Source organism: Pseudoalteromonas sp. GutCa3, assembly GCF_002836155.1.
In the GTDB taxonomy this organism is placed as follows: domain Bacteria; phylum Pseudomonadota; class Gammaproteobacteria; order Enterobacterales; family Alteromonadaceae; genus Pseudoalteromonas; species Pseudoalteromonas arctica.
In genome coordinates this window covers 1-14,697 of the sequence record NZ_PJBK01000024.1, presented here as the reverse complement: position 1 = coordinate 14,697, position 14,697 = coordinate 1, and the positions used below count along the sequence as shown (strand labels likewise).

Annotated in this window: 8 protein-coding genes; 6 read left to right on the top strand and 2 right to left on the bottom strand. The window is 40.5% G+C overall.

Translation table 11 applies throughout. From position 1 onward, the window contains the following. Positions 1 to 769: 769 nt before the first annotated feature. Both CXF64_RS04760 and gltB read right to left on the bottom strand, forming a co-directional pair. The gene (locus CXF64_RS04760; RefSeq protein WP_007584567.1) at positions 770 to 2,185 is read right to left on the bottom strand and encodes an FAD-dependent oxidoreductase; all 1,416 of its coding nucleotides are present in this window, start codon (positions 2,183 to 2,185) and stop codon (positions 770 to 772) included. Positions 2,186 to 2,194: 9 nt separating this feature from the next. Further along, positions 2,195 to 6,652, bottom strand: coding sequence for a glutamate synthase large subunit (gltB, locus tag CXF64_RS04755; protein ID WP_101216462.1), 4,458 nt, complete (start codon positions 6,650 to 6,652; stop codon positions 2,195 to 2,197). A gap of 698 nt (positions 6,653 to 7,350) precedes the next feature. On the opposite strand from gltB, the gene CXF64_RS04750 reads away from it, so the two are divergent. The 6 genes from CXF64_RS04750 to CXF64_RS04725 all read left to right on the top strand — a co-directional run bounded on the left by CXF64_RS04750 (position 7,351) and on the right by CXF64_RS04725 (position 14,660). Next, on the top strand, positions 7,351 to 8,604 hold the full coding sequence (locus CXF64_RS04750; RefSeq protein ID WP_101216461.1) for an efflux RND transporter periplasmic adaptor subunit: 1,254 nt from the start codon (positions 7,351 to 7,353) through the stop codon (positions 8,602 to 8,604). 42 nt (positions 8,605 to 8,646) lie between these two features. Continuing rightward, positions 8,647 to 9,357 (top strand): ABC transporter ATP-binding protein, encoded by a 711-nt coding sequence (locus tag CXF64_RS04745; RefSeq protein ID WP_101216460.1) that lies wholly within the window; start codon positions 8,647 to 8,649, stop codon positions 9,355 to 9,357. 3 nt (positions 9,358 to 9,360) lie between these two features. Next, on the top strand, positions 9,361 to 10,674 hold the full coding sequence (locus tag CXF64_RS04740) for an ABC transporter permease (protein WP_010553404.1): 1,314 nt from the start codon (positions 9,361 to 9,363) through the stop codon (positions 10,672 to 10,674). Between the two features lie 11 nt (positions 10,675 to 10,685). Further along, complete coding sequence (locus CXF64_RS04735; protein ID WP_101216459.1) at positions 10,686 to 11,894, top strand: ABC transporter permease; 1,209 nt, start codon at positions 10,686 to 10,688, stop codon at positions 11,892 to 11,894. Positions 11,895 to 12,015: 121 nt separating this feature from the next. Continuing rightward, positions 12,016 to 13,347: a sigma-54-dependent transcriptional regulator gene (locus CXF64_RS04730; protein ID WP_101216458.1), complete on the top strand. Its 1,332-nt coding sequence runs from the start codon at positions 12,016 to 12,018 to the stop codon at positions 13,345 to 13,347. Then, on the top strand, positions 13,347 to 14,660 hold the full coding sequence (locus tag CXF64_RS04725; protein ID WP_101216457.1) for a sensor histidine kinase: 1,314 nt from the start codon (positions 13,347 to 13,349) through the stop codon (positions 14,658 to 14,660). The genes CXF64_RS04730 and CXF64_RS04725 overlap by 1 nt, the downstream gene beginning before the upstream one ends. The last annotated feature ends 37 nt before the right edge of the window (positions 14,661 to 14,697 follow it).

The following is a 14,697-nucleotide window of genomic DNA, read 5'->3' as shown; positions in this document are numbered from 1 at the left end:
CTTGCATTTATCTCAGGTAAGTACATTTTTACGATATTAAATTGCTTGGCACTAATACCATTTGCTAAATTATATAAGTACGCCCTTTTATTCCTGCAATAATCGAACTGACTGGTAGTCAAAAAATAATATAAACCTGCACAGTTAAAGATGGTAGTAACTATTCTATGAATTGTGCCTGGACCGAGTCAACAACACATTAATCAATAAAAGTGCCGCTACAAAAAATACACGCATTATACCAATCCGCGATAATACTCAATCAATTTCAAGGATTGAACTTGGCGCTAACTGCGTTAAAACTTTCGAGATACGACTGCATGAATACAAAGCAATGTAGAGGTAATTACCGAGAACACCTAAGTAGCGAAACTTTAGCCTCATTATCGACATAATTTTGTTATCTCAAAATAGATCACTTAATTAAGCGAATTGGTATTGGAGTATATAAACGACATAGAAGAAAGAAGTGTCGATAACGTTTATATATATGAAACGAGCCCTGAAAGCCGCTTAGTAGATACCCAAAGAAATCGCATTTGGCTTATAAAGAACAACCCATAATAACAAAGCAGTTTCTCTGAAAGTTACTATATAAGGTTTCTACATGAAGTTACTAACAAAAGGTGTTGTTCAAGAAAGCCATACAAAAGGTGGTATAAATATAGCCCCATTTGTCACTAATTACGTTGACATTACATTTGGATAAAACAAATAAAAAAGCAAGCCACTTGGCTTGCTTTAAATATCGTTATTTTAAAACGAAAAATTAAACTTTTAAGTAATCCATAATACCTTCTGCAGCGTTACGTCCTTCAAAAATAGCAGTTACCACTAAATCTGAACCACGTACAATGTCGCCACCAGCAAATATTTTAGGGTTAGTAGTTTGATGTGTAAACTCACCTTGTTCAGGTGCGTTAATACCGCCCCAGTTGTTTATTTCTACATCGTATTTTTCTAACCAATCCATTTTGTGAGGTTGGAAACCAAACGCCATAATAACTTGATCAGCTTCAATAACATGTTCTGAACCAGGTACTTCTTCAGCACGGCTTCTGCCTTTTGCGTCAGGTTCGCCTAATTTAGTTTTAACCATTTTAACGCCGGTCACTTTACCTTTATCGTTCAATACAATGCCTTTAGGCTGAACGTTATACGTAAATATAACGCCTTCTTCTTTCGCGTTTTTAACTTCACGTTTAGAGCCTGGCATATTTTCTTTATCACGACGATAAGCACACGTTACTTTTGCAGCATTTTGTCGAATAGACGTACGCACACAGTCCATCGCTGTATCACCACCGCCAAGTACAACTACTTTTTGATTAGCCATATCAATACACGGTTGTTTTGTCTCGTCGTAGCCCATTACACGGTTCGTGTTACCAATCAAAAACGGCAATGCATCGTGAACACCCGCTGCATCTTCATTTTCAAGACCTGCACGCATACTCTGATACGTACCAACCCCTAAAAACACAGCGTCGTAATCAGCTAAAATTTGATCAAGTGTAATATCAACACCTACTTCAACATTTAACTTAAATTCTACGCCCATTTCAGTGAAAATTTCACGGCGCTTTTGCATTACTGATTTTTCAAGTTTAAAAGAAGGAATACCAAATGTGAGTAGTCCACCTATTTCTGGGTGACGATCAAACACCACGGGTTTAACACCGTTGCGCACCAAAATATCAGCACACCCTAAACCTGCAGGGCCCGCACCAATAATGGCTACTTTTTTGTCAGTCCATGTTACATAAGACATATCAGGCTTCCAGCCCATTTTAAATGCCTCATCAGTAATATATTTTTCAATATTACCAATTGTAACCGCACCAAACTCTTCATCGAGCGTACACGAGCCTTCACACAAGCGGTCTTGTGGGCAAACACGCCCACAAACCTCTGGTAAGCTATTTGTACGATGAGAAAGCTCAGCCGCCTCTATAATACGGCCCGTGCGTATTAACTTTAACCATTGTGGAATGTAGTTATGTACTGGACATTTCCACTCACAGTATGGGTTACCACAATCTAAACAACGGTCAGCTTGTGAGTTAACCTGATTCTCTGAAAAGGGTTCGTAAATTTCTACGAAAGATTTTTTACGTGACGAGATTGGTTTTTTGCGTGGGTCTACACGCTGCACGTCTATAAATTGATATACATTTTCGCTCATACTGCCCCCTTATTGCGCCTGAACACGTAGTTCGGCACTACTGCGAGCGCGATGCCCGAGTAAACTTTTTACGTCACTTGATATTGGTTTTACTAATTTGAACATCGGTAAGTACAATTCAAAGTTAGCCAAAATACTTTCTGCTCTGCACGAACCCGTAAGCTCTAAATGCTCAGCAATTAAGCCGCGTAAATGTTCTTGATGCGACGTTAATTCGTCTAGTGTTACTATTTCGACAAGCTCTGGATTAATGCGTTTTTCAAAATCATTTCGCTCATCTAAAATATAAGCAAAACCACCTGTCATACCCGCGCCAAAGTTAACGCCTACATTGCCCAGCACACATACAACGCCGCCGGTCATGTATTCACAACAGTTGTCACCTACACCTTCAACAACCGCTTGCACACCTGAGTTACGAACTGCAAAGCGCTCGCCTGCACAACCTGCAGCAAACAGTTTGCCGCCTGTTGCACCGTATAAACATGTGTTGCCTGCAATTGTGGCTTTGTGACTTTCGAACGACGAGCCAAGTGGTGGACGAATAACTAACTTGCCACCCGCCATGCCTTTACCTACGTAATCGTTTGCATCGCCAACCAGTGTCATTTCAAGGCCACCGGCATTCCACACACCAAATGATTGACCCGCAGTACCGTGTAGCTCAATTGCTACAGGATCTGCCGCCATACCTTGGTTGCCATATTTATCAGCAATATAGCCAGAAAGCATTGCACCTACCGATCTGTCCGTATTACAAATACGACTTACTAGTGAGATACCGCTTGAAGCATCAATTGCTTCTTGCGCCTTAGCAAGTAGGCTCTCATTAAGCTTTCCTAAATAATGTGAGCTATTAGGCGCACTACAATAAAGTGTTTCACCTGTTGGGTTATTAGGCTGAGCAATTACTGAAGATAAATCAATTTTCTTCTGTTTAGCTGTTTTGCCTTCAATGGCTTCAAGCAAATCTAAACGACCGATTAAATCAGTTAAGTTTACAACACCTAAGCTTGCCATGATTTCACGTGCTTCTTGCGCTATAAACTTAAAGTAGTTCATCGCCATTTCTGGTAAGCCGTGGTAATGCTTTTGACGAAGTGTTTCGTCTTGTGTTGCAACACCGGTCGCACAGTTGTTTAAATGGCAAATTCGTAAGTATTTACAACCAAGCGCAACCATTGGGCCGGTACCAAAGCCAAAGCTTTCTGCACCTAAAATTGCCGCTTTAATTATATCTAAACCTGTTTTTAAGCCACCATCAGTTTGCAAACGAATGCGATGACGCAGTCCATTTTCAACAAGGGCTTGCTGCGTTTCAGCAAGTCCTAGCTCCCATGGGCTACCTGCATATTTAACTGAAGTAAGTGGGCTTGCGCCTGTACCGCCATCGTAGCCAGAAATAGTAATTAAATCGGCATACGCTTTAGCAACACCTGTCGCAATGGTTCCTACGCCTGGTTCTGAAACCAGTTTTACAGAAATAAGTGCTTTAGGGTTTACTTGTTTTAAATCGAAAATTAGCTGCGCTAAATCTTCAATTGAGTAAATATCGTGATGTGGTGGTGGCGAAATTAACGTAACACCTGGAACAGAATAACGAAGCTTAGCAATATATGGGGTTACTTTTTCACCCGGTAATTGACCGCCTTCGCCTGGTTTTGCACCTTGCGCTACTTTAATTTGAATAACGTCAGCACTGCGTAAGTAATGCGGCGTTACGCCAAATCGACCTGAAGCGACTTGCTTAATACGCGAGTTTTTCTCGGTACCATAACGCAGCTTATCTTCACCGCCTTCACCAGAGTTTGAACAACCACCTAAGCGGTTCATTGCAATTGCTAGAGCCTCATGCGCTTCTGGCGATAATGCACCAATACTCATTGCTGCTGAATCGAAACGCTTGTATAGGTTTTCTGCAGGCTCTACATCATCGATGCTAATGCCTTGCTCTGGAATTTTAAGCGCAAGCATGTCACGTAAAGTGGCAATAGGACGCGTATTAACAAGTTTTGCATATTCACTGTAATCACTGTATTCACCAGAACGAACTGCTTTTTGCAGGGTTTGGATTACATCAGGATTATAAGCATGATACTCGCCGCCATGTACGTACTTAAACAAGCCGCCGTGGCTTAATAATTTACGCTTACTTAGAGCGAGTTTGTGTAAGCTTTGCTGATCGTCATCAAAGTCGGTAAAGCATGCGCCCTGTATGCGACTCGCCACACCTTTAAAGCACATTTGTACAATAGCGTCAGATAAACCAACCGCTTCAAACAACATTGAGCAGCGATATGACGCAACCGTACTTATGCCCATTTTAGACATGATTTTGTATAAGCCCTTGTTAATGGCTTTACGGTAAGCAAGAGTTACTTCGCAATACGACTTATTAATAATTTTGCTGTCGCTCATTGCAACTAACGATTCATACGCAAGGTATGGATAAATTGCCGTAGCACCAAAGCCTAATAACACAGCAAACTGATGCGCATCACGCACGCTACCGGTTTCAATGATAATGTTTGATTCACAGCGAAGATTGTTATCAACTAATCGTTTTTGTACCGCACCTACAGCCATAGCTGCTGGAATCGGCAAATTTGCTTCATTAAAGTTACGGTCAGTTAAAATAAGCATGATACAACCAGCGGCTGCTTTTTCTTGTGCTTGGTCACAAATACGCGTTACCGCATTTTCTAAACCTTCTTCAACTGTGTAGGTAATATCAATTTTACAGTAGCTGTAATGCGCTTCATCAGCATTTAATAGCTGCTGCATGTCTGCGTACATTAAAATTGGCGTATCAAACTGTAGGCGCTTAGCATGGCCTGTTGTTTCGTTAAATACGTTTTGCTCACTACCAATACATGTCGCAAGTGACATTACATGATTTTCACGCAGTGGATCGATAGGTGGGTTTGTTACTTGCGCAAATTTTTGGCGGAAGTAATCATACAGCGAACGATGCCCTTCACTAAGCACAGCAAATGGCGTGTCATCACCCATTGAGCCGGTTGCTTCTTGGCCGTTTTCACCCATTACACGAATAACGCTATCAAGCTCTTCGTTGGTATAACCAAACATTTTTTGATATTTAGCTAGCGTTTCGTCATCAAATGAGCGATTACCGGCGTCTTGCTCAGTAAGTTCTTCAAATGGAACTAAACGCTTAACGTTTTCTTCAAGCCATGACTTGTAAGGATGGCGAGATTTTAAATCTTGATCGATTTCATCTGAGTGCCAAATTTTACCAAGCTTAGTATCAATTACTAACAGCTCACCTGGTCCTACACGGCCTTTTTCGACTACTTCATCGGCAGTGTAATCCCAAATACCCACTTCTGATGCGAGTGTAATAAAACCATCTTGCGTAATTACATAACGCGCAGGACGAAGTCCATTACGGTCTAAGTTACATGCCGCAAAACGACCATCCGACATAACAATACCGGCGGGGCCATCCCATGGTTCCATATGCATAGAGTTAAAGTCGTAAAATGCACGTAAATCGTCGTCCATTGCACGGTTTTTCTGCCATGCAGGTGGCACAAGCATACGCATAGCGCGGAATAAATCCATGCCACCAGCTAAAAATAGCTCAAGCATATTATCTAGGCTTGATGAATCAGAGCCGGTTTCGTTTACAAACGGCGCTGCGCTTTGTAAATCAGGAATAAGCGGTGACGCAAACTTATATGAACGTGCGCGTGCCCACTGGCGGTTACCTTCAATAGTATTAATTTCACCATTGTGTGCTAAATAGCGGAAAGGTTGAGCTAAAGGCCAACGCGGCTGAGTATTAGTAGAAAAGCGCTGATGGAAAACACAAATCGCACTCGTCATACGAATATCAGCTAAATCTAGGTAAAAATTTGGTAAATCTGCAGGCATCATTAAGCCTTTATAGATAGTTACCAAACCAGATAGACTTGCGATATAGAAAGCTTCGTCATCAACAATGCGCTTTTCAGCGCGGCGGCGTGCTACATATAAGCGACGCTCTAAGTCTTTAGAACGCCAACCTTCTGGCGCGCTAACAAAAATTTGTTCAAAACCTGGTAATTGCTGTACAGCAATAGGACCCAACATAGATGGGTCGGTTGGCACAACGCGCCAACCTAAAATATTTAACGTTTCTTTTTCTAATTCTTCGCTAAGTATTTGTTTTGCAGCTTGCGCTAAAACAGGGTCTGAATTTAAAAATATCATACCCACTGCGTAGTTTTTGCCTAAGTGCCAGTTATGTTCACTAGCAATAGCACGGAAAAAGCTATCTGGTTTTTGTAATAATAAACCACAGCCATCACCTGTTTTACCATCGGCAGATATACCACCACGGTGCTGCATGCGATCAAGCCCCGTAATAGCAGTACGAATAAGCCTATGACTAGCTTGACCATTAACTTGGGCTATTAAGCCAAAGCCACAATTTTCTTTTTCTAACTTTGAGTCGTATAACATAGACCCCTCCCCTTGCTGCACTGTTAGCGTGGATGAACTGCTCGACGATTTGCTAACAGACGGACAAAACTAGCCTCTATCTTAAATAGAGTCAATAGCACTTTGAATACATATTCACATTCTTGAATATTTCTCACTTCATAGCAAGATTTCTTTTTATCATTATTTTTAACATTTAGCGTTATTTTAACCACTATTTTTTCATGACACTGGTGTCAAGTTTAACATATTGTAAAAAACACGAGCCTTCAGCGTGCCAGCTTACGTAAACGTAAAGGCGGCCGAAAGTGAATAAGTATTCAGCGCTAGAGGGGCTATTCAGTTAACATTTAGATAGTTTTATGCTATTTCATTACTTTAATGGCTTAACATCCCTGATTATTGCTGCTCATTAGTATAGTTATGAAAGTTCATGTCATTTTTTGTACGTTAATAGTGAATTTTTATTTAAAACTATGTCCGATGCGGACACATAAACTGTCCGCGGACATAAATTTCAATAACAAAAAAATAAAATTACTTAAATATCAATAAGATAATAATTGGCATATTAATCGTATAGCTTTATATATAATCGCTAATTGGAATTACTATGTTTACTCTAAGCTTATTTTTACTCTCTCCTATTGCCGCTATTTGCACAGCAGCTTTATTACTGCTGTGCGAAAAATACATAAAAGCAATTTAGGGGAAATTAAATGATTAAAGATACCAGCGCACAAGACGTACAAGTAAAGGCACCTATAAGCTATAAAAAATACGCGATAATCACTGCGATTGTTTTCATTGTAGTCTCTGCAATTGCTTATATTTTTTTAACGAGCCATAGCGCTAAAAGCTCTATTAGCCGCTCAAAAGTACAGATTGCAAAAGTACATGTTAAAGCGCTCATTCGAGACATTGCCGCCAGTGGTAAAATTGTTGCTGCTAATGCTCCTAAAATCTACAGTCCAGAACGTGGATTTATAGATTTAAAAGTAAAGGCCGGCGATACAGTAAAGCAAGGCGACACACTTGCCCTGCTGCAAAGCCCTGAGTTAACTAATGAATTGAAGCAACAGGAGTCTGTACTTAAAAGACTTGAAGGCGAACAGCAAAGGCAACATTTGCAAGCAAGACGCCAAACACTCACCTTAAATAAAACACTCGATATGGCACAAGTCGAGCTTAACGCCGCTGAGCGCGAAAATCGTCGCGCACAGTTATCAATACAAAAGCACTTAATTAGCCAAATTGATCTAGAAAAAGCAGTTGATGATTTATCCCGAGCTAAGCTCTCCTATAAGCATGCGCAGCAAGAGGTATTGCTTGCCAAAGACACGCTCGCTTTTGAACTACAAGCTGCTAAAAGTGATGTGACCCGCCAACAACTTATTGTTGATGACTTAATCCGAAAAGTAAGCAACCTATCTATTAAGGCTACCGTTACAGGGATCGTGGGTAACCTATTAGTGCAACAAAAAGCCGCAGTGACGCAAAGCCAACCTCTTATGACTCTCGTCGACTTAAGTAATTTTGAAGCCGAACTCCAAGTTCCTGAAAGTTACGCAAACGAATTAGGGCTCGGTATGGAAGTAGAGCTTAAGTTAGGCAATGAAACAGTGATGGGGAATTTATCCGCCATATCACCAGAAGTTAATAATCGTGAAGTAACCGCACGCGTCCGGTTTAAAGGTGTTACTAACAACATTCGTCAGAACCAACGCTTAACTGCACGTATTTTACTCGACAACCGAGAAGGTGTAATGCAAGTAAAGCGTGGTCCATTTATGCAGCAAGGCGGAATTATAGCTTATAAAGTCAATGGCAATATCGCAAAGCGTATACCTATTACAATAGGCGCCACCAGCATTAATGCGGTTGAGCTTTTAAGCGGACTAAAAGAAAACGATGAAATTATTATTTCAAGCTACAGCGACTTTAAGCAAGCCAACACGATTTTATTAAATTAAACAGACGTTCTCAACCAACGCTAAAAATAATTAGGAACAACCATGTTACAAATGAACAATGTAAGTAAAGTATACCAAACAGAAATGGTACAAACCCATGCGCTTCGAGATTTTAATCTGCAAGTAAACGAAGGCGAATTTATTGCTGTTACTGGTCCTAGCGGCTCAGGAAAAACAACCTTTTTAAATATTGCAGGTATGCTCGAGCCTTTTAACGAAGGTGAATACCTGTTGGATGGCGTTAATGTTGGCTGCCTAAACGATAACCAACGTGCTGATTTACGTAATCAAAAAATTGGCTTTATATTCCAAGGCTTTAATTTGATCCCTGATTTAAATTTATATGAAAACATAGAAGTTCCTCTTCGCTACAGAGGGATTAAAGCAAATGAGCGAAAACGTCGAATTGAGCAATGCCTTGAACAAGTTGGTTTAGCATCTCGCGCTAAACACTTACCTCAACAACTCTCTGGTGGCCAGCAACAACGTGTGGCAATAGCCCGTGCGCTTGCTGGTAAACCTCGTTTTTTACTTGCCGATGAGCCAACAGGTAACCTTGACAGCTTAATGGCTCGCCAAGTTATGGAGTTACTTGAACAAATCAATCGCGACGGTGCCACTATTGTAATGGTAACGCATGATAGCGAATTAGCCCGCCGTGCTCCGCGTAATATTCAAGTAGTTGATGGACAACTTGCCGACTTTACGCTTTATCAGGGCGCGCAAACTATAAAAACAGCATCGAGGGTTTAACTAATGTTTATTCATTATTTAGATTTAAGTTGGCGCAGCTTCAAGCGCACCCCACTGGTTAGCTTTTTAATGGTACTTGCCATTGCGATAGGTATAGGCATAACAATGACCAGCCTTAGTGTTTATCACATGATGTCGGCCGATCCTATTCCAGAAAAAAGCAGCCAACTTTACAGTGTGCAATTACAAACAATGGACGATGGTAGTACGTGGTGGACAGAAGATAACATGCCACTGCAACTGACCTATCAAGATGCTGAGAACTTATTAAACGCACCCACGTCAGAGAAAAAAGTGGCTATGATGCGTACCGGCTTTTCAGTTTATCTGGACTCCGACAAAATAAAACCTTTTATAGGTAATGCTCGCATGACAACGCCTGACTTTTTTAGCATGTTTAATTTGTCATTTCTATACGGAGGGGCTTGGAGCAAAGAGCAAGAAAACTCAGCCGCACCTGTGGTTGTTATTACCCAAGAGATAAACGATAAACTATTTGCAGGACAAAACTCCGTCGGAGAACTGATTTACTTAGATGATGCAAGCTATCAAGTAGTTGGTGTTATTAACCATTGGCCTCTCAATATTAAATATTATGATTTAAATAACGGTGCATTTAATCAAGTAGAAGAGTTATTTATGCCCTTTAGCTTAATAAAGGCAAAAGAGCTAGTAAGTTGGGGCAATAGCAATGGATGGAAACACGAAAACACACCAACCTTTGCAGATAAACTGCAATCTGAGCAAGTATGGATCCAGTTTTGGGCAGAGCTAAATACGCTTGAACAAAAACAAGCCTATCAAAATTACTTATTAGCCTACATGCAAGAACAACAAAAGCGTGGTCGATTTAATCGTAAAGAACTTGAGTATAAACTTCGCGATGTAAACCAATGGATGCAATACAACAACGTCGTCACCGAAGACAATAAAATTTTAGTGGGCCTGAGCTTTATGTTCTTAGGTGTCTGCTTAGCCAATATTTTAGGTTTACTTTTAGCTAAGTTTTTACGCAGAGCACCAGAAGTAGGTGTAAGACGCGCATTAGGTGCTAGTAAAAGGCAAATATTTTTACAGCACTTAGTTGAGGTCGCCATGCTTGGCTTTATAGGTGGCATGCTAGGGATTGTACTAGCACAACTTGGCTTAATGGGCGTAGGGCAAAGCTACGACTACTATGAAAACTTAGCGACAATGGATTTAACCATGCTATTGAGCGCCCCATTGATTGCAATTACAACCTGCATTTTGGCTGGTTTGTACCCAGCTTGGCTAGTGTGTAAAACCAACCCTGCCATTTACCTTAAGAGCCAATAAGGAATTTAACAATGTTAGAAATAAAACCTATATTCAACGCCTTATGCCGCTCAAAGGTGGGGGCTGTATTACTGCTAATTCAAATTGCAATCACAACGGCAATAGTCAGTAATGCTGCATTTATCATTCAAGACAGAATTAGCTATTTAAACCAAGAAACGGGCTACCCTGAACAAGATATATTTAAGTTTAATGTAATGACCTTTGGTACTGATATTAACTTAAGTCAGCAGTTTGAGCTTGATGAAAGCATGCTTAGAAAAATGCCAGGCGTGGTCGATGCCGCATTAAGCAGTAGTATTCCACTATCAGGGAGTGGCAGCGCTTCGAGCTTTAATTTACAACCCGCTCCACAAGAAGGCCTAAGTGTGAGAACTGCTTATTTTTTTATAGATGACCACGCAATTAATACCTACGGCGTTAACTTAATTGCAGGGCGAAACTTTACCGAAGATGAAGTGCTAGTTACAAACGAAATTACACAAAAGCGCACCAACGTCACTATAGTCACTAAAGCCTTACTTGATGAGCTCTACCCTGATGGAGATGGTTTAGGAAAAATAGTTTATTTTGGTGACCTACCACTTAAAGTTATTGGCGTGATCGGAAACATGAAAGGCCCGTGGCTCAAAGACAGTAAACCCGATAATCTTGCGTTTATTCCTTATATTAAAGCAGCAAGTTATGCACAAGTTGCCGTTCGTACAGAGCCTGGTCAGCGAGCAGCTGTAATGAAAGAAATAGAAAATGCTATGCTCGAAAATTACAGCAAACGCGTTATTAACAACATTAAAGGACTTGATGAATTAAAAAATGAGTATACCGCTCAAGATCGCCTCATGATGCGCATGCTCATAGTATTAATCACTATTTTAGTGCTTATAACCGCTCTCGGTATTTTTGGCTTAACCTTATTTAATATTAGCAAACGTACTAAGCAAATTGGTACACGCAGAGCACTTGGCGCAAGAAAGTCAGCTATTGTTAGCTACTTTTTAGTAGAAAATGCATTAATTTGTAGCCTAGGTTTAGCCTTAGGTGTAGTAGCAGCAATACTGCTTGGGAAAATGTTAATGCAGTATTTTTCTGTAGCTGCACTACCGCCAAGTTATATAGCCGTTACCGCCATTGTCGTATTTTTAATGAGCTTACTTGCGGTATTAGGGCCGGCTAAACGCGCTGCTAATATTTCGCCCAGTATCGCAACTCGCACAATTTAACCTAGAATCCGCTTGAGGTAGATTTATTATCCAGAGTTTAGGTTACTAAATCATGCAAAAATCACTATGCTACACTGATTAGTAAGGCAGTGTAGCCATTAAAAAATTATAAAAAAAACCTATGACTCATAAAATACTCATTGTTGATGATAACCAAGCAGTACTCGACGCACTTTCGTTATTGCTCGAAATCCACGACTTTTCGGTAGTCACTGCAACAAACCCGTTTGATGCTCTGCAAATAGTTCGCTATCAGCGAATTGAGCTTGTAATTCAAGACATGAACTTTACCAGCGACACAACCTCTGGCGAAGAAGGTAAAACGTTGTTTTATGAACTACGAGAAATAAACCCACACCTCCCTATTATACTTATTACAGCCTGGACCGAACTTGCTACCGCTATTGAGCTTGTAAAAGCCGGTGCTGCCGATTACTTACCAAAACCCTGGGATGATGCAAAACTACTAGTTTGTATCAGTAACTTAATAGAGCTAGGCTGTGCTAAAAAAATAGTGGCGACACATAATCGCCATCAACAAGAGCGTGAAGGTACATTTAAAAGCGCAGACCTTGCCGGGCTAATATTTAAAAGCACGGCTATGGAACGACTGGTCACTATGGCGCTACAAGTAGCTAAATCTGATATATCTGCATTAATTACAGGCCCTAATGGAAGTGGTAAAGAGTGCATTGCGCATATCATTCAAAAAAACTCCCCACTTGTATCGCAACCTTTTATTAAGGTAAACGCAGGCGCACTACCACAAGAACTTATAGAAGCCGAACTTTTTGGCGCTGAAGCTGGCGCATACACGGGGATAACTAAACAACGTATTGGTCGATTTGAAGCAGCTGATGGCGGTACGTTATTTTTAGATGAAATTGGTAATTTACCACTTTCAGGACAAATAAAATTACTACGCGTAGTACAAACCGGCGAGTTTGAACGTTTAGGCTCAACACAAACACAAAAAGTAAATGTGCGAGTAATATCGGCTACTAACGAAAACTTACTACAAGCAATTGAACAAGGTCGATTTAGGGAAGACTTATATTATCGCCTTAATGTAATTGAACTCAATGTGCCTGCCCTTAGCGAAAGGCAAGATGATGTTTTAGCACTCATTAGCCACTTCTTACCTCACCGAGAGCTGACTATAAACACAGAGCAAGCACTTCAACATTATAAATGGCCAGGTAACGTTCGAGAGCTAGAAAATGCTTGTAAACGTGTAGCGGTACTAAAACCAACAGGTGCGCTTACAGTCGATGACTTTGCACTTTCGTCATCGGTTACTGCTCAACAAGAAGCAAAAGCAGAACCGACCAAACAGGAAATAGAACACGCAATGCGCGCTCATCAAGGTGTTATAGCCAAAGTGGCCCGTGAATTTGGTTTAAGCCGACAAGCTCTTTATCGTCGATTACAAAAAATGGATATTGATTATTAATGCCAAACATTATTAGCCACTTTACCCTAAGCCAAAAGGTTGTGTTAATTTGCGCACTTTGTAGCGCGCTGCCTGTTTTTATTATTGCCGCACTTAGTGGTTTTGATATGTACTACACTCTGTTTTTAATATTACTAACGCTTGCATTTAGCACCTTGCTTTCAAGAGCTCTCACCAAACCAATAAAGCTTGGCATGCAATCGCTCGAAACCGGGTTGCTTAATTTTAAAGATGGTGAGCTCTCCAGCTTACTAGCGTATAAAAGTAATGATGAACTTGGAAAACTATGCCGACTTTATAATCAAACCGCTAAACAGCTTCGCCAAGAAAAACAATGGATTTACCAGCGCGAGTTAATGCTTGATAAAGTATTGCAAAGCTCGCCGCAAGCGTTATTACTGGTCAATGATAATAATACGGTGGTATTTAGTAATTTAATTAGCCGTAGTTTATTTAATAGCGCAACCCGCCTTGAAGGTATGCAGCTAAGTAAATTGCTCGAAAATTCGCCCCTGCAATTAATAGCAGCTATAGAGCACGGTGTTGATGGCCTCTTTAATATAGAAATAGAGAATCAAGACTCGCAAACTTGGCATTTAGCCACCGGGGAGTTTTTACTCAATAACCAAAAGCATCATTTATATATATTTAAACAATTAACCCGTGAGCTTAGTCGCCAAGAAGTTGCCGTGTGGAAAAAGGTAATACGCATTATCAGCCACGAATTGAATAATTCACTCGGCCCTATGTCGTCCATGTTACACAGCGCACAATTGCTCGCAAATAAAGTTGATGAGCCCCGCCTTGCCCGTGTATTTGCAACTATTGATGAGCGAATTAGTCATTTAACTGAATTTGTACAAGGCTATGGCAAGTTTGCTAAATTACCTCAGCCACAAAAAACACGGATTAACTGGCAAAACACACTCAATAATTTAAAAAATCACTGGCAATTTAGCTACGAAATAAAAAATTCACACAATGAATTACAAGCTGATCAAGCCCAACTCGAGCAGCTGCTCATAAACCTATTAAAAAATTCACACGAGTCAGGCTCCAACTCCAATGAAATACATATTCAGGTCGAATTTGTACCCCAAGCTTGTGTTATAAATGTGAGCGACTGCGGCAAAGGAATGAGCGAGCAAGTAATGGCAAATGCTTTAGTGCCCTTTTATTCTACAAAAAGTACGGGGAGTGGTTTAGGGCTAGCCTTATGCAGAGAAATAGCAGAAGCGCACCAGGGGCATATAAGTTTACATAACAAAATAGAGGGCGGCTTAAACGTACAAGTGAGCCTTCCTTATTTGTAAATTCACAAAAATTAAAAACAACAAAGCCACTTAAAAA

What these genes read in the sequence shown, in the direction of transcription:
- CXF64_RS04760 (WP_007584567.1), bottom strand. Translation starts at nt 2,185, where the DNA reads ATGAGCGAAAATGTATATCAATTTATAGACGTGCAGCGTGTAGACCCA.
- gltB (WP_101216462.1), bottom strand. Translation starts at nt 6,652, where the DNA reads ATGTTATACGACTCAAAGTTAGAAAAAGAAAATTGTGGCTTTGGCTTA.
- CXF64_RS04750 (WP_101216461.1), top strand. Translation starts at nt 7,351, where the DNA reads ATGATTAAAGATACCAGCGCACAAGACGTACAAGTAAAGGCACCTATA.
- CXF64_RS04745 (WP_101216460.1), top strand. Translation starts at nt 8,647, where the DNA reads ATGTTACAAATGAACAATGTAAGTAAAGTATACCAAACAGAAATGGTA.
- CXF64_RS04740 (WP_010553404.1), top strand. Translation starts at nt 9,361, where the DNA reads ATGTTTATTCATTATTTAGATTTAAGTTGGCGCAGCTTCAAGCGCACC.
- CXF64_RS04735 (WP_101216459.1), top strand. Translation starts at nt 10,686, where the DNA reads ATGTTAGAAATAAAACCTATATTCAACGCCTTATGCCGCTCAAAGGTG.
- CXF64_RS04730 (WP_101216458.1), top strand. Translation starts at nt 12,016, where the DNA reads ATGACTCATAAAATACTCATTGTTGATGATAACCAAGCAGTACTCGAC.
- CXF64_RS04725 (WP_101216457.1), top strand. Translation starts at nt 13,347, where the DNA reads ATGCCAAACATTATTAGCCACTTTACCCTAAGCCAAAAGGTTGTGTTA.